Below are 22,261 nucleotides of genomic sequence, written 5' to 3'. Positions count from 1 at the left end.
ACGTCGGGCCATAACCCAGTGACTCTTGACAGAGCTGGCATCAGGGATAAATCCACCCAATTACGCCCACGCAGCACATGGATCCTGAACTAAAAGTCCGTTTTGCCCCAATCGATGATCCTACTAATCCGGCTAGTAAGGGACAAAACACCTGTGCCGCATGTCACCGACGGGCAAGATCCAAGCACCCCGGAATGTGACGGGCGCTACGCTGCTGTCCGCTGCCAACAGGGGTCAGGGGGAGGCCGGGTGGAACCGTCGGTCATCGGCGTACGGCTGGGGTCGGCCGTGGTCGCGCCGCTCGTACGGAAGTTGTTCGTGACCGAGGGCACAGGCGCCGGGCTGGTGGACCGGCCGGTGCGCATCTCGTCGTACGTCTCGTTCCGGGGTGAGAAGCGGCGGCTCGACCGCGGGGATCTGGCGCGGCTGGCAGCGGAACTGGTGCAACAGGCCCTGCAGGGCGCCGGGGAGCGCCCCTTGCCGGCGGACGAGGAGACCGCCGTGGCGCACGCCCTGGCCGACACCCTGTACGCCCTGGGCGAGCTGGACATGACCGACGTACAGGCGGTGGAGCTGGGTCACGAGGCACTGGCCGCACGACTGCGCGCCGCGAGCGGCGACCCGGCCCGCGACCTCTCCTTCGACGCGGCCCAGTTCTACCTGCGCACGCTCACCACCGCCTGCCTGCACATCCTGCACTTCTTCAGCCAGCGCTCGAGCTTCGTCCCGCGCACCCTGGTCGAACAGTCCCGCCGCGGGCGCGAGCTGATCGACAAGGTCGACGCCCTGCTCGCGCGCACCGCACCGCCGTCCGACGCCGCCTTCGAGCAGCGCTACATGACGTACGTCACCACTCGGCACGGCCACCTCACCATCTACGGCATCGACCTGGTCAACTCCCCGGACCGCTGGCCCCTGGACACCGCCTACCTCAGCCTCCGGGCCCTGCACCCGGCCGCCGACGGCGAGGCGGCCGACCCGGACGGCCCCGGCATCGCCTCCGCCGCCACCGCCCTCCCCGCCGAGCAGGCCTTCGCCGACCACGACCGGGTACTGCTGCGCGGGGTGGCCGGCTCCGGCAAGACCACGCTCGTCCAGTGGCTCGCGGTCACCGCGGCCCGGGGCGAGCGCGGCGACCGCGTCCCGTTCGTCCTGCCCCTGCGCACCCTGGTCCGCCGCCCCGACGGCCTCCCCGCACCCGACGCCTTCCTGTCCGCCGTACGCGTCCCCTTCCACGCGAACCAGCCGGACGGCTGGGCGGACCACGTGCTCCGGGCGGGCCGGGGCCTGCTCCTGGTCGACGGCATCGACGAGATCGCCGAACGCGAGCGCGAACGCACCCGCCGCTGGCTGCGCGACCTGCTGGACGTCTATCCGGGCAACCAGTGGCTGGTCACCTCCCGCCCCTCCGCCGTACGGGAGGACTGGCTCGCCTCCGACGGTTTCACGGAGCTGGCGCTCACCCCGATGAGCGGGGGCGACGTGGCCGCCTTCGTCGCGCGCTGGCACTCGGCCGCCCGCGCCGGCGCCCCCGAGGAGCGCGACCGCCTCGACACCTACGAGCGCACCCTCCTCGACGCCGTCCGCACCAAACCCGACCTCGCCCGCCTCGCCACCAACCCCCTGATGTGCGGCCTGATCTGCGCCCTGCACCGGGACCGGCGGGGCTACCTGCCCCACGGCCGACAGGAGTTGTACGACGCCGCCCTGTCGATGCTGCTGGCCCGCCGGGACGAGGAACGGGACATGCCCGGCCCCGACGGCGTCCACCTCACCGGACTCCCGCAGATCCAGCTGCTCCAGCGGCTCGCCCACTGGCTGATCCGCAACAACCAGTCGGAGATGGACCGCGAACGGGCCGAGCGCATCGTCGCCGACGTCCTCCCGTCCCTGCCCGCCGCCGCGTCCCAGGGTGACGCCCCGTCGATCCTGCGGTACCTGCTCGTCCGCAGCGGCCTGCTGCGCGAACCGTCCGTCGGTACCGTGGAGTTCGTCCACCGCACCTTCCAGGACTACCTGGGCGCCAAGGCGGCGGTGGAGGACGGCGACTTCGGGCTGCTGGTGCGGGGCGCGGCGGACGAGCAGTGGGCGGACGTGTTCCGAATGGCGGTGGCCCATGCCCGGCCCAGGGAACGGGCCGACCTACTGCGGCAGTTGATGGCGTCCGCGGACCGGCTGGACGGCGCGGCCCGAGCCCGGGTACGGCTGCTCGCGCTGGCCTCGCTGGAGCACGCGACGGAGCTGGACCCGGCGGTGCGGAAGGAGGTCGAGCGGGGCGCCGACGCGCTGATCCCGCCCCGGACGACGGAATGGGCCCGCGTGCTGGCCTCGGTCGGGCCGCTCGTGCTGGAGCTGCTGCCCGGCCCGGAAGGACTGAGCGACGAGGAGGCCCGCGCGGTCGTCGTGACGGCCTCGCTGATCGGCACGGAGGCCGCGGTGCCCGTCCTCGCCCGCTTCCGCTCGCACCCGGCCCTGGCGGTACGCGCCCAACTCGCCTGGACCTGGTACCGGTTCCCCACCGGGCGGTACGGCAGGGAGGTCGTCGCCCACCTGCCCGAGGACGAGCTGTTCCATGTCGCGCACTCCGGGGAACACCTGCGTTTCCTGCGCGAACTGGGCGGCCGGCGGTCCCTGCACCTGGTCGGCGACGTCGACCCGGCCGGGCTGCCGGGCGACGTGGCCGAGCTGGTCGTCCGGGCCAACGAACGGCTGCGGGACCTGCGGTGCCTGGCCGACCTGAACCAGCTGACGTACCTGGACCTCAGCGGGTGCCCCCGGATCGACGACATCGCCCCGCTGGCCCGCCTGCCGCTGAGCCGGCTGTCGCTGGACACGCTGCCCGGGCTGGAGCGGCCGGACGCGCTGTCCGTGCTCTCCGGTTCACCGACGCTGAGCCGGCTCGACCTCGGGATCGCCCTGGAGGCCGCGTCCCTGGACCGGGCGCTCCCTCACGACCTGCCGCTTCGTCACCTGCGGCTCGGCAAGCGCGCCACCCTCCACACCGGTCTGCGTGGCCTCCACCGCCTGGCGGGTCTGCGGCAACTGAGCCTCGCCGCCCCGGCCGTGCCCCTGACCGACGAGGACTACGAGGAGATGGCCCGCCATCGAGACCTGGAGGAGCTGCGCGTCAGCTGGCAGGACGTCGGCCGGCACGGCCCCACGCTGCCCGGCGTCACAAGCCTGCGTCTGTACAACTTCCGCGGCACGGAGGACCTTTCGGGCGTGCGCACCCTGTTCCCCAACCTGCGCGAGGTCACCATCAACCTCGCCGCCGACATCACCGACGTACCGGACCACGTACGCGAAATGCTCCCGGTGACACCGGCCGTCGTCCGCACGCGCAGCGTTGTGTGATGCACACCCCTGTTCACCTACCGTCCAGTAACCCTACGGTTCCTCTGGCGCCACCCTCACGCACGAACATGCACACGACATGCTGGCCCCCGTACGCACCGCGTACGGACGTGAAGGGACCCCCCATATGACAAGACGACGCCCCTGGACGAGCCGCACCGCCGCCACCGCCCTCGCCGCGGCCGCCCTCGTGGCCATCGCCGCCCCCGCCGAGGCCGCGACCACCACCACGACCACCGCGGCCACCACCACCGCCGCTGCCGCGGACGTTGACTACGCGACCTGGCAGCGGGACTGCCAGGCCGTGATGGACCAGGCACTGCCCTACCTGAAGCAGCGGATCGCCCAGACCCGGCCGGGCGAGAAGCAGGCGATCGTCTTCGACATCGACAACACCACGCTGGAGACCGACTTCGGCTTCAGCTTCCCGCAGCCGGCCAACAAGCCGGTCCTGGAGGTCGCCGAGTACGCCCAGGAGCGCGGCGTCGACATCTTCTTCGTCACCGCCCGCCCGGGCATCATCTACGTGCCCACCGAGTACAACCTGGAGAAGGTGGGCTACGAGGTCGACGGCCTCCACGTCCGCGGCTTCTTCGACCTCTTCAAGAACGTCGCCGCCTACAAGACGGCCCAGCGCGTGGACATCGAGTCCAAGGGCTACACGATCATCGCGAACATCGGCAACAACACCACCGACCTGTCGGGCGGCCACGCCGAGAAGACGTACAAGCTGCCGGACTACGACGGCCGGCTGTCGTAACCCGCGGGACCCGCGGGCGGACATGCGAAAGGGGCCGGTGCCTCGTACGGCACCGGCCCCTCACGGTCTAGGCGTTACGCGTCCTTGCTCAGGTTCGGACCCGCTCCGCCGGCCGCCTGCTCGATCGGCGGGACGTCCGGCAGGGCCGACTTCTCCTCACCGCGGAAGGTGAAGGTCTTGGTCTCGCCCTCGCCCTCGGTGTCCACGACCACGATGTGGCCGGGGCGCAGCTCGCCGAAGAGGATCTTCTCCGACAGGGAGTCCTCGATCTCGCGCTGGATGGTCCGGCGCAGCGGCCGGGCGCCCAGCACGGGGTCGTAGCCCTTCTGCGACAGCAGCTCCTTGGCGGACTGGGAGAGCTCGATGCCCATGTCCCGGTCCTTCAGGCGCTCGTCCACCTTGCTGATCATGAGGTCGACGATCCGCAGGATGTCGGCCTGGGTCAGCTGCGGGAAGACCACCACGTCGTCGACGCGGTTGAGGAACTCGGGCCGGAAGTGCTGCTTCAGCTCGTCCGAGACCTTGTTCTTCATGCGCTCGTAGTTGGTCTTCGTGTCACCCGCGGCGGCGAAGCCGAGGTTGAAGCCCTTGGAGATGTCCCGGGTGCCGAGGTTGGTCGTCATGATGATGACCGTGTTCTTGAAGTCGACGACCCGGCCCTGGGAGTCGGTCAGGCGACCGTCCTCCAGGATCTGCAGCAGCGAGTTGAAGATGTCCGGGTGAGCCTTCTCGACCTCGTCGAAGAGGACCACCGAGAACGGCTTCCTGCGCACCTTCTCCGTCAGCTGGCCGCCCTCTTCGTAGCCCACGTAGCCGGGGGGCGAACCGAACAGACGCGACACCGTGTGCTTCTCGCTGAACTCCGACATGTCGAGGGAGATCAGCGCGTCCTCGTCGCCGAAGAGGAACTCGGCGAGCGCCTTGGACAGCTCGGTCTTACCGACACCGGACGGGCCGGCGAAGATGAACGAGCCACCCGGACGCTTCGGGTCCTTCAGACCGGCACGCGTACGGCGGATCGCCTTCGACAGCGCCTTGACGGCGTCGTCCTGGCCGATGACCCGCTTGTGGAGCTCGTCCTCCATGCGGAGCAGGCGGCTGGACTCCTCCTCGGTCAGCTTGAAGACCGGGATGCCGGTGGCCGTGGCGAGGACCTCGGCGATCAGCTCGCCGTCGACCTCGGCGACGACGTCCATGTCGCCGGCCTTCCACTCCTTCTCCCGCTTGGCCTTCGCGGCGAGGAGCTGCTTCTCCTTGTCGCGCAGGGAGGCGGCCTTCTCGAAGTCCTGCGAGTCGATCGCGGACTCCTTGTCCCGGCGGACGGCGGCGATCTTCTCGTCGAACTCGCGCAGGTCCGGCGGAGCGGTCATCCGGCGGATGCGCATCCGGGAGCCCGCCTCGTCGATCAGGTCGATCGCCTTGTCCGGCAGGAAGCGGTCCGAGATGTACCGGTCGGCCAGGGTGGCGGCCTGGACCAGCGCCTCGTCGGTGATCGAGACGCGGTGGTGCGCCTCGTACCGGTCGCGCAGGCCCTTGAGGATCTCGATCGTGTGCGGCAGGGACGGCTCCGCGACCTGGATCGGCTGGAAGCGGCGCTCCAGGGCCGCGTCCTTCTCCAGGTGCTTGCGGTACTCGTCCAGCGTGGTCGCACCGATGGTCTGCAGCTCACCGCGGGCCAGCATCGGCTTCAGGATGGAAGCCGCGTCGATGGCGCCCTCGGCGGCACCCGCACCGACCAGCGTGTGCAGCTCGTCGATGAACAGGATGATGTCGCCGCGGGTGCGGATCTCCTTGAGCACCTTCTTCAGGCGCTCCTCGAAGTCACCGCGGTAGCGGGAGCCGGCGACCAGCGCGCCGAGGTCCAGGGTGTAGAGGTGCTTGTCCTTGAGGGTCTCGGGCACCTCGCCCTTGACGATGGCCTGGGCGAGGCCCTCGACGACGGCGGTCTTGCCGACACCGGGCTCACCGATCAGGACCGGGTTGTTCTTCGTACGGCGGGACAGCACCTGCATGACCCGCTCGATCTCCTTCTCGCGCCCGATGACCGGGTCGAGCTTGGACTCACGAGCGGCCTGGGTGAGGTTCCGGCCGAACTGGTCGAGGACCAGGGACGTCGAGGGGGTGCCCTCGGCAGGCCCGCCGGCGGTGGCGGTCTCCTTGCCCTGGTAACCGGAGAGCAGCTGGATCACCTGCTGCCGCACGCGGTTCAGATCTGCGCCCAGCTTGACCAGGACCTGGGCGGCGACGCCCTCGCCCTCGCGGATCAGGCCGAGCAGGATGTGCTCCGTGCCGATGTAGTTGTGGCCCAGCTGAAGGGCCTCGCGGAGCGACAGCTCCAGGACCTTCTTGGCACGGGGGGTGAAGGGGATGTGACCCGACGGGGCCTGCTGGCCCTGGCCGATGATCTCCTCCACCTGCTGGCGGACCGCCTCGAGCGAAATCCCGAGGCTCTCAAGGGCCTTGGCGGCGACACCCTCACCCTCGTGGATCAGGCCCAGGAGGATGTGCTCGGTGCCGATGTAGTTGTGGTTGAGCATCCGGGCTTCTTCCTGAGCCAGGACGACAACCCGCCGCGCGCGGTCGGTGAACCTCTCGAACATCGTTAATCGCTCCTCAGAGCGGTCAGGCAGTGGGGGGAACTTCCCCTCCCTGTCCTTCCGCAGCTTAGTCCCGCAAGCGGGGACCGCTCATTCCAACTGCCGACACCGTGGATGGCCTCCTGACCCGTGACGCCGACATCTGCTCCAACCCGATGGTGCGAGACGATGTTCCCGCAGGCCAGGCAGTTACCCCCACCATCAGTACGCCGATGGCGAACGTGAGACGGCCTCGACTGCGTGTCGCCCCCTCCCACTAGGCATGTCTTACCCGCTCGGACTGACAGTCCATGCCGCGCGCACCCGTTCCCTCCGCTACGGGCGAACAACCTTGCACCACCCCGCACCCCCACACGCCCCCCTTTTCACCACCCTGCGCATCATCAGTAACACACAGCGTAACTCGAACGCCGTTTTGACGGTTTCGCTTGGCATGGTTGGCGCGATGCCCTCGGTCCCGCTCCCCCGGCGCCCCCAGGATCAGGACGACCGGGTCCGGCGGTGGTACGAGCACGACCTGGGCTGGGCGACCCTGCCGGGCACCCCGCTGCGCCTGTCGGTGGGGTCCCGCTTCGATGTCCTGGACGTGCCGGCCGAGGCGGGCCTCGCGGGACTGCGGCACCTTGTTCCGGGCTCTCCGGTGGCCGTCCTGGGCGACCGGCTGCGGCTGCTGGTGGCGCCGGGGAGCGCCGAGGAGCTGCCGGGGGTACTGGACTGGCTGGAATGGGGCGGCCTGCCGCTGGATCTGCGGGTCATCGGCGGGGACGGCGGGAGCGGCGCGATGGAGGCTCCGGCGCCGCCGGGGGACGGTGCGGCCGGAGGGACAGGCGACGGCGCCACGGAGGGCGCTCTACAGCGCGAGAACGCTTTTCAGGGGGCCGCCGTCTGGCTGCGACCCCCCGAACCGGGGTGCGAGGTCGAGGCCTCGCTGCCGACGCTGTCGGCCATGGGGGGCGTTGGGGGCGCCCCCGATCTCGTACGGCTGGTGGACACGGTGGCGACTCACTGCCACCGAATCCGGCTGCGGCGCGCGTGCGCTCAGCCGTTGGCCTTCTCGTAGGCCTCGCGAATGGTCGCGGGAACACGGCCACGGTCGTTGACCTCGTAACCGTTCTCCTTCGCCCAGGCACGGATCGCAGCGGTGTCCTGGCTGCCGCCGGACGCGGCACGCGCCTTTCCACGCCCGGTGGAAGCACGGCCACCAGTACGCCGGCCGCCCTTCACATAGGGGTCGAGAAGGCTGCGCAACTTGTCCGCATTGGCGGTCGTGAGATCGATCTCGTACGTCTTGCCGTCCAGCGCGAACGTCACCGTCTCGTCCGCCTCGCCGCCGTCGAGGTCGTCGACAAGAAGGACCTGAACCTTCTGTGCCACCGGATTTCCTTTCATCGATAACGTTGAGGGCCGGGGGTCTGCGGCGTCCGCCGTTTCGCCGCCCCCTGTTATATGCAGTACTGCAGTACGTCGGAAAGCAAACCGCTTTTGCTGGAAAAACACAAACCCCCGGGAGAGCCGAGCGACCGCCCCCGCCCGGAAACATGCGCGTTTCGGACATAGGGAACCCGGGCAGCGGGGCCGGGCTGAATACTCCGGGCATACCCGCGGACATACCTCACGGACATACCTGGCCGACATCCCGCCCGGCATAGTCACCGGCATACCCTTGGTGATCACAGATGCAGAAGCATCCGACTGTTGCCCAAGGTGTTCGGTTTCACTCGTTCGAGGCCCAGGAACTCCGCGACGCCCTCGTCATAGGAACGCAGCAACTCCGCGTACACATCGGTGTCGACGGGGGTCTCACCGATCTCCACGAAGCCGTGGCTGCCGAAGAAGTCGACTTCGAAGGTCAGACAGAAAACCCGGCGAACCCCCAGCCAGCGTGCGGTCTGGAGCAACTTCTCCAGCAACTGATGGCCGACGCCGGCGCCCTTGAGGCCCGGCTTCACGGCGAGAGTGCGGACTTCCGCGAGGTCTTCCCACATCACGTGCAGGGCGCCGCACCCGACCACCTCGGCGTTGTCATCACGTTCCGCGACCCAGAACTCCTGGATGTCCTCGTAAAGCGTGACCGTCGCTTTGTCGAGCAGGATGCCGTCGCGTACGTAGGCGTCAAGGAGTCGGCGGACGGTGGGGACATCGCTGGTCCGGGCCCGGCGGACGGTGATGGCTTTAGCGGTGACTTCGAGGTTGGCGGCGGAGGGGCGCTCTGCGGACATGAGCGGACGCTATCGCCCGGGGGCCTACGATGCGGAGCCGGGGTTCTCGCCGTGAGTATCGGGGCGGCTATTCGCACCTTCGGCGTCGTCACGGCGATCGGCGCGTTCGGCGGGTTCGGCGCGTTCGGCGCTCTTGACGGGCTCGGCGGGCCGGCTGCGGGAGGTCGCTTCGGGTTCCGGTCCGGAGGTTTCCGGGATGCCGACGATGCGGACCGCGTCGCGCAGGGCCTGGCGCTGTTCCTCGCTCATCATGCCGAAGAAGGCGACAAGCGCGGCCGCGGCGTTGTCGCTCTGCGACCAGGCGTCGTTCATCAGGGCCGCGGCGTAGGCGGCGCGGGTGGAGACCGCCTCATATCGATAGGCCCGGCCTTCCGCCTCGCGGCGCACCCAGCCCTTCTGATGGAGATTGTCCATAACGGTCATCACCGTCGTGTAGGCGATGGACCGTTCCTGCTGGAGATCTTCCAGGACTTCTCGAACGGTCACCGGGCGGTTCCACTTCCACACCCGCGTCATGACCGCGTCTTCGAGTTCTCCCAATGGGCGAGGCACAGTTCAGCACAATAGTGGGAGAAGCGGGTTATGGCCTGCTGGACGGGAACTTTTTTAGGAAACAGGAACAAAAGGGGCGTACGACTCCGATGGGAGTCGTACGCCGCGAGGTGCTTGTGGCCCTGGGCGGTGGGGCGTGCCGGGCGCCCCGTGGGGCCTCAGGCCTCAGGGGTCGGGGCCGAGGGACGGCGGGTGCCCTCCGTGCGGGCGAGGGCGGCGTCGACGGCCGCGTCCTCCTTGGCCTTGTTGGCGCCGCCCTGGGTCTTCACGATCAACCGGATCACGCCGATGAAGAACGCGGCCATGACGACCGGGGGGAGAAGCGCGGAGACGTAGTCCATGGGTCCAGGGTAGTGGTGGCGGGTTGGGCGGTTTGTACCGGGGCGCGGCTCGGCGGGGTGAGCTGCGCCGACGGGTGGGTCAGACCGCCGCGAGCTGCTGCGGCCGGCCCGCGGGAGGCTGGGGCGGTTTGCGGCGCGGGAACACTTCGCCCGGGGTGGGGACGGGGCGGCGGGTCGGTGGGGGCGCGGCCGGGGTGGGACTGGGGGTGGGGGAAGGCTGGGCGGGCTTTTCGGCCGGCTTCTTCTCCGGTTTGCGCGCCGGCTTGGCGGCGGGGTCCTCGTCGGCGCCGGTGCGACCGCCGGGAAGGGCCAGGAGGTGGGTGCGGGAGGCCGGGACGAGGGGGGCGAGGGACGCGGTCTCGGGCGACGGCGCGGGGGTGGCGCCGCGGGCGAGGCGGTCGCGCACGTCCTGCTCGGCGAGCATCCGGCAGCGGTCCAGCAGCGCGGCGGCGGTGGCGTCGCCACGGAGGGCGCGGAGCGCGGCCAGGTCGTCGGGGTCGGGGCGGTGGCCGGCGCGCAGCGCCTCCTCCAGGAGCGCGAGGTAGCCGGCCGCGGCGCCGGGGAGGGAGGCGCGGTAGCGGCCCAGGTCGGCCACGAGGAAGGCCCGCAGGCGGGCGCCCTCGCGCATCGCCTCGTCGAGCGACTCGGCCAGGTGATGGCAGTCCTGGACGTCCTCGGCCGAGGCCTGGCCGGGGTGGAGGGCGAGGGCGAGAGCGCGGCGGAGCACACTCAGCTCCGCCGCGCCGAACGCCATGCCGCCGCGGGATCCGTATGGCGTGGGCATGGGGCGACGATACGCGCTAATCAGACAAACCAGGTGGTACGGGGCTGGTGTGGCGTGGGGTGCCACTCGGGTGCGGGGGGCTGCTGGTGCCGGCGGCGGCCTGTGGCTGAGGGTGCGGAGGTGCCGCGACGCCCGCGGGGCCTCCGTGCCGGGGGTGGTGTCCACCGTCGGTCCGCGCCGGGGGTGGTGTCCGTCCTTGGGCCGCGCCCGGAGTGGTGTCCGTCGTCCGACGGCGCCCGGGTGTCCGTCGTCCGACGGCGCCGGGGCGTCCGTCGTCGGGGAGGCGCGGCGGGTGTTCGTCCTCGGAGCGAGCCAGGGCGTACGTCGTCCGGCGGCGCCGGGGCGTCCATCGTCCGGCGGCGCCCGGGTGTCCGTCGTCGGGGAGGCGCGGCAGGTGTTCGTCCTCGGAGCGAGCCGGGGTGTCCGTCGTCCGGCGGCGCCCGGGTGTCCGTCGTCCGGCGGCGCCCGGGTGTCCGTCGTCCGGCGGCGCCCGGGTGTCCGTCGTCGGGGAGGCGCGGCGGGTGTTCGTCCTCGGAGCGAGGCGGGGTGTCCGCCTTCGGGGCCGCGCCACGGATGCCCGCCCTCGGCGCGACGGGCGTGTCCGTCCTCGGGGCGGCGCGGAGTCGGTCTCCTGCCCGCGCGCCCGTGGTGACGCGCCCACCGCTGCGCGTGGACACCCCGGCTCGGCCCCTCCCCGTGCCCCTGGTCGGTCACATGCGGGAGACGTTGCGCTCGTACACCAGGCGGAGGCCGATCAGGGTCAGCCAGGGCTCGTGTTCGTCGATGACCGAGGACTCGCCCAGGACCATGGGGGCCAGGCCGCCCGTCGCGATCACCGTGACGTCGTCGGGGTCGGCCGCCAGCTCGCGGGCCATGCGGTTGACGACTCCGTCGATCTGGCCCGCGAAGCCGTAGATGATGCCCGCCTGCATGGCCTCGACAGTGTTCTTGCCGATCACACTGCGAGGGCGGGCCACCTCGATCTTGCGGAGCTGGGCGCCCTTGACGCCGAGTGCCTCGACGGAAATTTCGATGCCCGGCGCGATGACACCGCCGACGTACTCCCCGCGCGCGCTGACCGCGTCGAACGTCGTCGCCGTGCCGAAGTCGACGACGATCGCCGGACCGCCGAAGAGTTCGACCGCCGCCACCGCGTTGATGATGCGGTCGGCGCCGACCTCCTTGGGGTTGTCGGTGAGGATCGGGACGCCCGTCTTGACGCCCGGCTCGACGAGAACGGCGGGGACGTCGCCGTAGTAGCGGCGGGTCACCTCGCGGAGTTCATGGAGGACGGAGGGGACCGTCGCGCAGATCGCGATGCCGTCGATCCCGTCGCCCAGGTCGTCGCCCAGGAGGGGGTGCATCCCCATCAGGCCCTGGAGGAGCACCGCCAGCTCGTCCGCCGTGCGGCGGGCGTCGGTGGAGATGCGCCAGTGCTCGACGATGTCGTCCCCGTCGAACAGGCCCAGGACCGTGTGCGTGTTGCCTACGTCGATCGTCAGCAGCATGGCCGGTTCCCCCCTACTCCGCCGCTCGCAGATCCAGGCCGATGTCCAGGATCGGGGCGGAGTGCGTCAGGGCGCCCACGGCCAGGTAGTCGACGCCGGTGTCGGCGTACGCCCTGGCGTTGGCCAGGGTCAGGCGGCCGGACGCCTCCAGGGCCGCCCGGCCGTGCACCAGGGAGACCGCCTCCTCGCACTCGCCCGGCGTGAAGTTGTCCAGCAGGATCAGGTCGGCGCCGGCGTCCACCGCCTCGCGGAGCTGGTGCAGGGTGTCGACCTCGACCTCGATCGGGACGTCCGGGAAGGCCTCCCGCACGGCCTTGAAGGCCTGGGCGACGCCACCCGCCGCCACCACGTGGTTGTCCTTGACCAGGGCCGCGTCCGAGAGGGACATGCGGTGGTTGACGCCGCCTCCGCAGCGGACCGCGAACTTCTCGAGCGAGCGCAGGCCCGGCGTGGTCTTGCGGGTGTCCCTGACCTTCGCCGTGGTGCCTTCGAGCACGTCCGCCCACGCACGCGTGGCCGTCGCGATGCCCGAGAGGCGGCACAGGAGGTTGAGCGCGCTGCGCTCGGCGGTGAGAAGGTCCCGGGTGCGGGTGGTGATGGAGAGGAGCGTCTGGCCCTCCGTCACGCGGTCGCCGTCCTCCACGTGCCGTTCGACCTCGAACTCGTCCTCGCAGACGATCGACACCACGGCCTCGGCGACCCTGAGGCCCGCCACGACGCCCGCCTCACGGGCGACGAAGTCGGCCGTCGCCACCGCGTCCTGAGGGATGGTCGCGACCGTCGTCACGTCCACGCCGCCCGCCAGGTCCTCCTGGACGGCCACGTTGGCGATGTCCTCGACCTCGACGGGGTCGAGTCCGGCGTCGGCCAGGAGCTGCGCGAGCGCGGGGTCGAGGCCGCACTCCAGGTACTCCTCGTCGGCGCCGCAGGCGCAGCCGTCACCGCAGCCGTCGGACGGGACGAGGGGAAGGTCGGGGGTGCTCACTGCTCTCACTGCTCCTGGGGACGGCGCGCCGGGTGGTGCGTGGGGGTGCCCCCTGCTCGCGCGGAGCCGGGAGCCTGGGGGAGGGTTGGGGGGAAGTCTGCGGTATCGGTGGTGCGCACGGCGAGTGTGCGGTCCGGATTCAGCCGTACGACGATGTGGCGGCGCCACTCGGTGTCGTCGCGGTCGGCGTGGTCCTCGCGCCAGTGACAGCCGCGGGTCTCCTCGCGCAGCCGTGCCGCGGCCACCAGGACGCGGGCCACGCACAGCAGGTTGGTGGTCTCCCAGGTGTCCACGCCGGGCTCGGACGTCTTGCCGTTCTCGTGCAGGGCGTCGCGGGCGTCGGCGTGCAGCCGGTGAAGGTGTTCGGCGGCCTTGGTGAGGGAGTCGGCGGAGCGCAGGACGCCGGCACCCTCGGTCATGATCCGCTGGATCGCGAAGCGGTCCTCGGGGGCGAGCAGGGGGTGCGCGGGCTGCTCCGGGTGCGGGAGGGGTGCGGGCACGCGCGCGTGCAGGCCGTTCCGGCGGTGGGTCACCGCGATGTCGTGGGCGATGCGCTCGGCGTAGACCAGGCCTTCGAGGAGGCTGTTGGAGGCGAGCCGGTTGGCGCCGTGCACACCGGTGCAGGCGACCTCGCCGCACGCGTACAGGCCGGGGACCGTCGTACGGCCGTGGGAGTCGGTGCGCACGCCCCCGGAGGCGTAGTGGGCGGCCGGGGCGATCGGGATCGGTTCGCGCACCGGGTCGATGCCGTGGGCGCGGCAGGCGGCGAGGATCGTCGGGAAGCGGTGCTCCCACATTTCGGCGCCGAAGTGCCGGGCGTCGAGGAACATGTGCTCGGCGTTCTGCTCCTGCATGCGCCGCATGATGCCCTTGGCGACGATGTCGCGGGGGGCGAGTTCGGCGAGCTCGTGCCGGCCCACCATGAAGCGCACGCCGTCGGCGTCGACCAGATGCGCGCCCTCGCCCCGTACGGCCTCGGAGACGAGGGGCTGCTGGCCCTCCGCGTCGGCGCCGAGGAACAGCACCGTGGGGTGGAACTGGACGAACTCCAGGTCGCTGACCTCCGCGCCCGCGCGCAGGGCGAGGGCCACGCCGTCGCCCGTGGACACCGACGGGTTGGTCGTCGCCGAGAAGACCTGGCCCATGCCGCCGGTCGCGAGGACCACCGCGGGGGCGTGCACCGCGCCCACGCCGTCGTGCTGGCCCTCGCCCATGACGTGCAGGGTGACGCCCGCCGCGCGGCCGTCGGCGTCCGTGAGCAGGTCGAGGACCAGGGCGTTCTCGATCGTGCGCAGGCCACGCGCGCGTACGGCCTCGACGAGCGCCCGGGAGATCTCGGCACCCGTCGCGTCACCGCCGGCATGGGCGATGCGGCGTCGGTGGTGGCCGCCCTCGCGGGTGAGCGCCAGCCGGCCCTCGGCGGACTCGTCGAAGTGGGCGCCGGTCTCGATCAGGCGGCGGACGGCGTCGGGGCCCTCCGTGACCAGGATCCGTACCGCCTCCACGTCGCACAGGCCCGCGCCGGCGACCAGGGTGTCGTCCAGGTGCTGCTCGGGGCTGTCGCCCTCGCCCAGGGCCGCCGCGATGCCGCCCTGCGCCCAGCGGGTGGAGCCGTCGTCGAGGCGCGCCTTGGTGACGACGACCGTGCGCATGCCCGCGGCCTCGCAGCGCAGCGCCGCCGTGAGGCCCGCGACGCCGGAGCCGACGACCACCACGTCGGCGGAGATGGACCAGCCCGGGGCGGGGGCGTGCAGTCGTATGCCTGTGCTGGTCACGAGGCGGCTCCGAAGGTCAGGGGGATGTTGTCGATCAGCCGGGTGGTGCCGACCTTGGCGGCGACGGCGAGGACGGCCTCTCCCGTGAAGTCGTCGTCGATCTCGGTGAAGTCGGCGGGGTCCACCAGGGCCAGGTAGTCCAGCACCAGGGGCGGGTCGAGGCGGGCGGCCTCGTCGAGGACCAGACGGGCGGCGGCGCGTACGGCGGACGGGCCGCCGGGGACCGCCTTGGCGACGGCGTGCGCGTCTGCGGCGGCGCGGGACTCGCCGATGGCGCTCAGCGCCTCGGCACGCGCGCGCGTGGCGGGCACCTCACGCGCCCGCGCGCGCAGTGCCTCCTGCGCCGCGTGCCGGTCCCGGCCCGCGAACAGCGCGCGGGACAGCGCGAGCGCCGTGTGCCGCTCCTGTGGCGAGAGGTACCGGTTGCGGCTGGACAGGGCCAGGCCGTCGTCCTCGCGCACCGTCGGTACGCCGACGACGTCGACGTCGAAGTTCAGATCCCGCACCATGCGGCGGATCACGGCGAGCTGCTGGGCGTCCTTCTGCCCGAAGAACGCCACGTCGGGGCGGGTGAGGTGGAGCAGCTTGGCGACGACGGTGAGCACGCCGTCGAAGTGGCCGGGGCGGGAGGCGCCCTCCAGACGCTCTCCCATGGGGCCGGCGGTGATGCGCACCTGGGGCTCGCCGCCCGGGTAGACCTCGTCGGCGGCGGGGGCGAACACGACGTCCGCGCCCGCCTGCTCGGCGATCTTGAGGTCGGCCTCCAGGGTGCGCGGATAGCGGTCGAGGTCCTCGCCCTTGCCGAACTGGAGCGGGTTGACGAAGACCGTGACGACGACGAAGCCGTCCCGCCCGACGTGCCCGCGCGCGGTGCGGATCAGGGTGGCGTGGCCGTCGTGCAGGGCGCCCATCGTCATCACCACGGCGGTGCGGCCGGGTACGGCGTGGTGTTCGCGCGCGTACGTCAGCTCGTCCAGGGTGGGGACGAGTGCGAAACTGCGGCGGCTCATCGGTCTCCCCCGTTCTCGGGCAGGGTCCTGTCTGCGGCGAGTACCCCCAGCAGGTCCTCGGCGAGTTCCGGCTTCAGCAGCCCGTGGGCCAGGGCGCGGTCGGCGGTCGCGCGCGCCATCGCCAGGTAGCCGGCGACGGCCTGGGGCGCGTGCCGGCGCAGTTCCGTGACGTGCGCGGCGACCGTGCCGGCGTCCCCGCGCGCGACGGGGCCGGTCAGGGCCGCGTCGCCGGAGCGCAGGGCGTTGTCGAGGGCGGCGCCGAGCAGCGGGCCGAGCATCCGGTCGGGGGCCTCGACGCCGGCCGTGCGCAGCAGCTCCATGGACTGGGCGACCAGCGTCACCAGGTGGTTCGCGCCCAGGGCCAGGGCCGCGTGGTACAGCGGTCGGCTCTCCTCGGCGATCCACTCCGGCTCGCCGCCCATCTCGATGACGAGCGCCTCGGCGGCCAGCCGCAGTTCCTCGGGGGCGGTGACCCCGAAGGAGCACCCGGCGAGGCGCTGCACGTCCACCGGCGTCCCGGTGAACGTCATCGCGGGGTGCAGGGCCAGCGGCAGCCCGCCGGCGCGCAGAGCGGGCTCCAGGACGTTCGCGCCGTACCGCCCGGAGGTGTGCACCAGCAGCTGCCCCGGCCGTACGGCCCCGGTGGTGGCGAGGCCGTCCACGAGTCCCGGCAGGGTGTCGTCGGGGACGGTCAGCAGGACCAGGTCGGCGCGCCGCATGACCTCGGCGGGCGGGACGACCGGCACGTCGGGCAGCAGCAGCGCGGCCCGCCTCCTGGAGGCGTCGGAGACCGCGGAGACGGCCACCGGGCGGTGCCCGGCGAGCTGGAGGGAAGCGGCGAGAGCGGGGCCCACACGGCCGGCGCCGACGACGCCGACGGTGAGCCGCGCGGGGCGGTCCCTGGGGTCTGGCTGTTGGCTTGTACTCACGCGACGGTGGCCTTCCCGTTCCAGTCCGCTCCGGGTACCGGACGATTTCTCGTCATGTTAACGCGATTGGTTCGAGGGGTGTCCGGTTGTCCACAGGCTGTGGGTCGTAGCGGGCCGCGGATGCCGAAATCCGGTGTGCGCGCGGGACGCGGCCCGGCATGATCCAGGCATGGCTGAGACGGTGGGGCAGGACTCGCGGGAACCGGCGGTGGCGGAGCTGCGCAAGCGGCGCTTCGAGCGGCGCAAGGCGGCGTATCGGAGCGCACGGCGGGTGCTCGCGCGCTCCAGCGTCCTCGGCACGCTCCGGGAGCGCCTGGCGCTGCTGGAGGCCGCCGGGGAGCTGTACGACCTGGACGAGTCGGCGGACCTGTACGGCAACGGTGTCGTGGAGGTCCTGGAGGCGAGGGTCGCCGGGCTGCTCGGCACGGAGGCCGCCGCGTTCTTCCCGACCGGCACGATGGCCCAGCAGGTGGCTCTGCGCTGCTGGGCCGGCCGCACCGGCGACCCGACCGTCGCGCTGCACCCGCGCGCGCACCCGGAGGTGCATGAGCGCGACGCTTTCCAGCAGGTCAGCGGCTTGCGCACGGTCCGCCTCAGCGATGAGCCGCGGCTGCCGACCGCCGCGGAGATCCGGGACTTCGAGGAGCCGTTCGGTGCGCTGATGCTGGAGCTGCCTCTCCGGGACGCCGGCTTCGTCCTGCCCTCCTGGGAGGAGCTGACCGAGGTGGTGGACGCGGCGCGGGAGCGCGACGCGGTGGTGCACTTCGACGGCGCGCGCCTGTGGGAGACCACCGAGCACTTCGGCCGCCCCCTGCACGAGATCGCGGCCCTCGCGGACAGCGTGTACGTGTCGTTCTACAAGTCCCTGGACGGCTTCGGCGGCGCGGCGCTCGCCGGCCCGAGGACGCTGGTGGAGGAGGCGAAGGCCTGGCGGCACCGGTACGGCGGTCAGGTCTTCCAGCAGTTCCCGACCGTGCTGTCGGCACTCGCCGGGCTGGAGCGGGAGCTGCCCCGGCTCCCCGACTACGTGCGGCACGCGCGCGTGGTGGCCGCCGCGCTGCGCGAGGGGTTCGCGGCGGCCGGCGTGCCCTGGTCGCGCGTGCACCCCGAGGAGCCGCACACCTACGAGTTCCAGGTCTGGCTGCCGTACGACTGCGACGTCGTCGCCGAGGCGTCGGTCCGGCAGGCGGAGGAAACGGGGACCCTGCTGTTCGCCCGCCCCTGGGACGCCCCGGGCCCGGGCCTCGCCGTCACGGAGATCGACGTACGGGCCGCAGGCCTCGAGTGGACGGCGGACGAGGTGGGAGCGGCGGTCGCGGACTTCGTGGCCCGGCTGCCCTGACGGCCGTGCGGTTCGTGCGGGCGCGTGGTGGCACCACGGCTTCTGCCGGTGTGCGACCGCCGTCGCCCCGGCGGTCCTCCCGGGAGCGACGCCTCGGGACAGTTGACGCCCGCCGTCGAACGAGGGGGCGTTGTCAGTGACGGGGTGCACCATGGCGGCATGAGCGTGAGCATCGACATCGCGGGGCTGCGGCCGGAGCGGGTCGCCGTCGTGCCGTCGCCCCTGGCCGAGCTCGGCATGGCGCTGCACGCGCTGTCCGAGCCGGGGCACCACCCCGGCCTGCAGGGCTGGGTGACGGGCGTGACGGCCCGGCTGGACCCTCACCTGGCCGACCGGATGTGCGAGGCCGACTTCCTGTGGCGGACGACGTTCTCGGACCTCTTCCTGCCCTTCGCCGGCATCCCGGGCGGCAGCACACTCCCTGGAGCCACGCTCGCCGAGGACCTGGACCTGCTCGACAAGCTGACCGACGAACAGTTCGTGGACTGCGCACTGGAGTTCACCTGCGCGATCCCTTACGAGACGCAGGCCCCTGACGTGCTGGCCGACGCGGAGCTGCAGCGACGTGCGCTGGAGCTGGCCGCCGCGCGTGGGCCGCAGCAGCTGCGGTTCAGTCAGCGGCTGCTCGAGGACCCGCCGCGCATCCGGGCCTGGCTGCGGCAGTTCCTGGAGGACTGCGACGAGATGTTCTTCGCGGACGCCTGGTCCCGCCTGCGCCATCAGCTCGCGGCGGACGCCCGCCACAAGACCGACCTCTTGCGGCACAAGGGGCTGGCCGGGGCGCTGGGCGCGGTGTCCCCGGCGGTGAGCGTCGACGAGGCCGCCGGAAGGATCACGATCGACAAGCTGCGCCAGGGCACCAGCGTGATCAAGGACAGGAGCCTGCTGCTCGTGCCGACGAGCCTCGGCCGGCCTCATCTGATGATCCTGCACCGGCACGGCTGGCAGCCGGTGCTGCACTACCCGGCCGGCTCCCCCGGCCTCGCCGCGCCGCCCTCGGTCGACCAGCTGACCCTGCGAATGACCGCCCTCGCCCACCCGGTGCGGATGCAGCTGTGCCGCAACCTCGCCCGCAGCACGTACACCACCAGTGAGCTCGTGCAGATCCACGGCATGACCGCGCCCGAGATATCCCGGCACCTGAGCGTCCTCAAGAAGGCGGGCCTGATCACCACCCGCCGCCGGGGGCGGTACGTCCTGCACCAGTTGGACGTCACCGCGCTGGCGCGGCTCGGCAGCGACTTCCTCGAAGCGCTCCTGAGGTGACCGTCAGTCGAGACGGATGTGCCTGACCCCGACCCGGGCCTGCCGCAACCGCGTGCGCAGCGCGCCCTCCTCGTTGGGCCGCAGCCGCAGACCGGCCAGCACGGCGATGCGGTCCGCCGTCTTCGGCACGGTCGAGTGGTCGGTCCACAGGTGCTCGGCGAACTCGGGCTCCCGCAGCCGCTCCAGACAGTGGTCGAGCTGCTGGACGGCCCAGCTCTCCCGGCGCAGACCGGCGTTCCTCCCGGCCACGTACCGCAGCCGGTGCCCGAAGCCGCGTTCGCGCAGCCGCTTCAGGACGGTCTCGCGCTCGGCGAGAAGGGTGAAGTGCCGTACGTCGTGGCCGAGCTCGCCCAGGCGGCCGACCGTTTCGGCGAAGTACACGGGGTTCGTGACCGTCATCGGGGCGATCACCACGCCCTCGTGCCGGTTGAGGGCGAGGTCGAGCACCTCGACGACACCCTGCCGCCAGGACGCCAGGTCCTGGAAGTCACCGCGCAGTTCGGGCGGAAGCATGCGCCGCAGGCCGAAGCCGGCGTGCTCGGGGTCGCAGACGACGCTGCCGGGCAGGCGGCGCTGTATCTCGTGTGCGGTCTGTGTCTTGCCGCCCCCGAAGGGGCCGTTGATCCACAGGAGCATGCGCAGACCCTAGTGCCCGACGGGTGAAGCGCGCGTGACGGCCCCCGAATCAGCCGTGCCCGCCGGCCCGGACCAGCCCCGTCTCGTACGCCAGGACCACCACCTGCACCCGGTCCCGCAGCCCGAGCTTGGTCAGGATGCGGCCCACGTGCGTCTTCACGGTCGCCTCGGACAGCACCAGCCGGGCCGCGATCTCCCCGTTGGACAGCCCCTGGGCGACCAGCACCATGACCTCGCGCTCCCGGTCGGTGAGCCGCTCCAGCTCCTTGTGCTGGGGCTCCTTGCCGGCGCTGGGCAGCATCGGCGCGAACCGGTCGAGCAGGCGCCGGGTCGTCGACGGGGCCACCACGGCGTCGCCGCTGTGCACGGATCGGATGGCCGCGAGGAGTTCGCCGGGCGGCACGTCCTTGAGCATGAAGCCCGAGGCGCCCGCCTTCAGCGCGGAGAAGGCGTACTCGTCGAGATCGAAGGTGGTCAGGATCAGCACCTTCGGCGGGTTCGGGTCCGAGCAGATCCTGCGGGTGGCCTCCACGCCGTCCAGCTTGGGCATGCGCACGTCCATCAGCACCACGTCGACCTCGGTCGAGCGCAGCACCTGGAGGGCCTCGACGCCGTCGCCCGCCTCGGCCACGACCTCCATGTCCGGTTGCGCGGCGAGCACCATCCGGAACCCGGTGCGCAGCAGCACCTGGTCGTCGACGAGCATCACGCGGATCGTCATCGGGTCCTCTTCCGTATCCGTCTCGAAGGTCGTGGGGGCGAAGTCGTGGGGGCGAGATCGTGGGGGGCGTGACAGGTGTCAACGAAAGGCGTGCGTGTGCGTCAGTGCGCTGGTTTGAGCGGCAGCAGCGCGCTGATCCGGAATCCTCCGCCCGGGCGGGGGCCCGCGTCCAGCGTGCCGCCGACCATGCCGACCCGCTCGCGCATGCCGATCAGGCCGTGGCCCTGGCCGTCGAGGCCGCCGTCCTCGTACAGCTCGTGCGGGGCGCCCTTGCCGTCGTCCTCGACGAGCAGGCCCAGGCCGTCGTCGAAGTAGACCAGGCGCACGCTGGCGCCCGCGTTGGGCCCGCCGTGCTTGCGGGTGTTGGTGAGCGCCTCCTGCACGATGCGGTACGCGGTCAGCTCGACGCCGCTGGGCAGTGGGCGGGGCGTGCCCTCGACCTTGAAGTCGACGGGCAGCCCGGAGATACGGCACTGCTCGACCAGGTCGTCGATCTGCCGGACGTCGGGCTGCGGGACGTACTCCCCGCCCTCCTGGTGCTCGCCGGTGCGCAGCACGCCGAGCAGACGGCGCATCTCGGCGAGGGCCTGGCGGCCGGTGGAGGAGATGGTCTCCAGGGCCTTCTTGGCCTGGTCGGGCGCGGCGTCGAGGACGTACGCGGCGCCGTCTGCCTGAACCACCATGACGGACACGTTGTGCGCGACGACGTCGTGCAGCTCGCGCGCGATCCGGGCGCGTTCGGCGGCGACCGCGACCTTGGACTGCGCCTCGCGCTCCTTCTCCAGTCGGGCGGCGCGCTCCTCCAGCTGCGCGAAGTAGGCGCGGCGCGTGCGGATGGAGTCGCCGAGCACCCAGGCCAGGGCGAACGGCACCGTCAGGAAGATCCCCAGCGCGATGTTGCCCGCGACGCTCGTCTGGGGCTCGGGCCAGCGGATCTGCGCCAGCGGCGCCGCGCACAGGCCGCCGGCCAGCGCGAACCGGGACGCCCACCGCGCCCCGATCGCGGCCACGGTGTAGACGATCACCAGCATCGCGAAGTCGGCGGGCAGCCGCCCCACGTCCAGCGCCAGCTGCGCCGCGCCCACCACGGCCGCGAGGACCAGCATCTTTTCCGGCATGCGCCGGCGCAGCGTCAGCACCAGGCAGAGCAGGAGCGTGACCGGCACGACGAGAGCCGGGAGATCGGTCCCCGTGTTCTCCTGCGTGTTCATTCCGCCCGCCAACGAGATCCCGAACAGGACGAAGGCCCAGAAGCCGTCGACCCATGTCGGGTGTCGGCGGAGGAAGTCGTAGAGGCGCTGCACGTAACCCAGAGTAGGGAAGCGTGGTGCGTGCGGGAGTCAACCGGAGGGTCGATCCGGGCGCGATACGTGTACTCCGCAAGGTGGAGGCTCCGTTCTCCTGTACGCCTAGCCTTGCCCCTGTGACGAGGGGTGCGACGGACGAGACGGCGGACGGCGGGCGGCGCGACGCGCCGGGGTG

The 22,261-nt window shown here is 71.8% G+C and carries 19 protein-coding genes; 5 read left to right on the top strand and 14 right to left on the bottom strand.

The features are described from left to right. The first annotated feature begins 249 nt into the window (after positions 1 to 249). Entirely contained in the window at positions 250 to 3,354 is a 3,105-nt protein-coding gene (locus IPT68_RS20435) for an NACHT domain-containing protein (protein WP_189695655.1), read from the top strand. 127 nt (positions 3,355 to 3,481) lie between these two features. Next, positions 3,482 to 4,114: an HAD family acid phosphatase gene (locus IPT68_RS20430; RefSeq protein WP_189695656.1), complete on the top strand. Its 633-nt coding sequence runs from the start codon at positions 3,482 to 3,484 to the stop codon at positions 4,112 to 4,114. A gap of 74 nt (positions 4,115 to 4,188) precedes the next feature. On the opposite strand, the gene IPT68_RS20425 is transcribed toward IPT68_RS20430, so the two are convergent. After that, positions 4,189 to 6,714 (bottom strand): ATP-dependent Clp protease ATP-binding subunit, encoded by a 2,526-nt coding sequence (locus IPT68_RS20425; RefSeq protein ID WP_189695657.1) that lies wholly within the window; start codon positions 6,712 to 6,714, stop codon positions 4,189 to 4,191. A gap of 442 nt (positions 6,715 to 7,156) precedes the next feature. Between IPT68_RS20425 and IPT68_RS20420 the strand changes: the two genes are divergently transcribed. Beyond that, entirely contained in the window at positions 7,157 to 7,771 is a 615-nt protein-coding gene (locus tag IPT68_RS20420; RefSeq protein WP_189695658.1) for an SCO3374 family protein, read from the top strand. Here the strand turns inward: IPT68_RS20420 and IPT68_RS20415 are convergent. The 10 genes from IPT68_RS20415 to IPT68_RS20370 all read right to left on the bottom strand — a co-directional run bounded on the left by IPT68_RS20415 (position 7,750) and on the right by IPT68_RS20370 (position 16,814). After that, on the bottom strand, positions 7,750 to 8,085 hold the full coding sequence (locus tag IPT68_RS20415) for a histone-like nucleoid-structuring protein Lsr2 (protein ID WP_189695659.1): 336 nt from the start codon (positions 8,083 to 8,085) through the stop codon (positions 7,750 to 7,752). The genes IPT68_RS20420 and IPT68_RS20415 overlap by 22 nt on opposite strands. A 296-nt stretch (positions 8,086 to 8,381) precedes the next feature. Then, positions 8,382 to 8,930 (bottom strand): amino-acid N-acetyltransferase, encoded by a 549-nt coding sequence (locus IPT68_RS20410; RefSeq protein WP_189695660.1) that lies wholly within the window; start codon positions 8,928 to 8,930, stop codon positions 8,382 to 8,384. A gap of 24 nt (positions 8,931 to 8,954) precedes the next feature. Continuing rightward, positions 8,955 to 9,446, bottom strand: a complete 492-nt coding sequence (locus tag IPT68_RS20405) for a BlaI/MecI/CopY family transcriptional regulator (protein ID WP_229818329.1) — start codon at positions 9,444 to 9,446, stop codon at positions 8,955 to 8,957. 194 nt (positions 9,447 to 9,640) lie between these two features. Further along, positions 9,641 to 9,823, bottom strand: a complete 183-nt coding sequence (locus IPT68_RS20400; RefSeq protein WP_189695662.1) for a hypothetical protein — start codon at positions 9,821 to 9,823, stop codon at positions 9,641 to 9,643. Positions 9,824 to 9,902: 79 nt separating this feature from the next. Continuing rightward, entirely contained in the window at positions 9,903 to 10,577 is a 675-nt protein-coding gene (locus IPT68_RS20395) for a hypothetical protein (protein WP_189696155.1), read from the bottom strand. A gap of 740 nt (positions 10,578 to 11,317) precedes the next feature. Beyond that, on the bottom strand, positions 11,318 to 12,115 hold the full coding sequence (locus tag IPT68_RS20390; protein ID WP_189695663.1) for a type III pantothenate kinase: 798 nt from the start codon (positions 12,113 to 12,115) through the stop codon (positions 11,318 to 11,320). A gap of 13 nt (positions 12,116 to 12,128) precedes the next feature. Then, entirely contained in the window at positions 12,129 to 13,100 is a 972-nt protein-coding gene (gene nadC / locus IPT68_RS20385; RefSeq protein WP_189695664.1) for a carboxylating nicotinate-nucleotide diphosphorylase, read from the bottom strand. A gap of 5 nt (positions 13,101 to 13,105) precedes the next feature. Then, positions 13,106 to 14,875 (bottom strand): L-aspartate oxidase, encoded by a 1,770-nt coding sequence (locus IPT68_RS20380; protein WP_189695665.1) that lies wholly within the window; start codon positions 14,873 to 14,875, stop codon positions 13,106 to 13,108. After that, positions 14,872 to 15,885, bottom strand: coding sequence for a pantoate--beta-alanine ligase (panC, locus tag IPT68_RS20375; protein WP_189695666.1), 1,014 nt, complete (start codon positions 15,883 to 15,885; stop codon positions 14,872 to 14,874). The genes IPT68_RS20380 and panC overlap by 4 nt, the downstream gene beginning before the upstream one ends. After that, positions 15,882 to 16,814, bottom strand: coding sequence for a Rossmann-like and DUF2520 domain-containing protein (locus IPT68_RS20370; protein ID WP_189695667.1), 933 nt, complete (start codon positions 16,812 to 16,814; stop codon positions 15,882 to 15,884). The genes panC and IPT68_RS20370 overlap by 4 nt, the downstream gene beginning before the upstream one ends. 169 nt (positions 16,815 to 16,983) lie before the next feature. Here IPT68_RS20370 and IPT68_RS20365 point away from each other — a divergent pair, with 169 nt between their 5' ends. Together IPT68_RS20365 and IPT68_RS20360 are read left to right on the top strand one after the other, a co-directional pair. Continuing rightward, positions 16,984 to 18,156, top strand: a complete 1,173-nt coding sequence (locus tag IPT68_RS20365; protein ID WP_189695668.1) for a threonine aldolase family protein — start codon at positions 16,984 to 16,986, stop codon at positions 18,154 to 18,156. A gap of 159 nt (positions 18,157 to 18,315) precedes the next feature. Then, the gene (locus IPT68_RS20360) at positions 18,316 to 19,422 is read left to right on the top strand and encodes a DUF5937 family protein (protein WP_189695669.1); all 1,107 of its coding nucleotides are present in this window, start codon (positions 18,316 to 18,318) and stop codon (positions 19,420 to 19,422) included. Positions 19,423 to 19,425: 3 nt separating this feature from the next. Here the strand turns inward: IPT68_RS20360 and IPT68_RS20355 are convergent, their stop codons facing one another. The 3 genes from IPT68_RS20355 to IPT68_RS20345 form a co-directional block, all read right to left on the bottom strand. Then, positions 19,426 to 20,058 carry an AAA family ATPase gene (locus IPT68_RS20355; RefSeq protein WP_189695670.1) on the bottom strand — a complete coding sequence of 211 codons (633 nt, stop codon included), beginning with the start codon at positions 20,056 to 20,058 and terminating at the stop codon, positions 19,426 to 19,428. Positions 20,059 to 20,107: 49 nt separating this feature from the next. Next, positions 20,108 to 20,779 (bottom strand): response regulator transcription factor, encoded by a 672-nt coding sequence (locus IPT68_RS20350; protein ID WP_189695671.1) that lies wholly within the window; start codon positions 20,777 to 20,779, stop codon positions 20,108 to 20,110. 101 nt (positions 20,780 to 20,880) lie between these two features. Then, complete coding sequence (locus IPT68_RS20345) at positions 20,881 to 22,083, bottom strand: sensor histidine kinase (protein WP_189695672.1); 1,203 nt, start codon at positions 22,081 to 22,083, stop codon at positions 20,881 to 20,883. Positions 22,084 to 22,261 lie beyond the last annotated feature (178 nt).

It is taken from the genome of Streptomyces chromofuscus (genome assembly GCF_015160875.1).
Taxonomy (GTDB): domain Bacteria; phylum Actinomycetota; class Actinomycetes; order Streptomycetales; family Streptomycetaceae; genus Streptomyces; species Streptomyces chromofuscus.
This window is presented reverse-complemented; position numbering and strand designations above follow the sequence as displayed.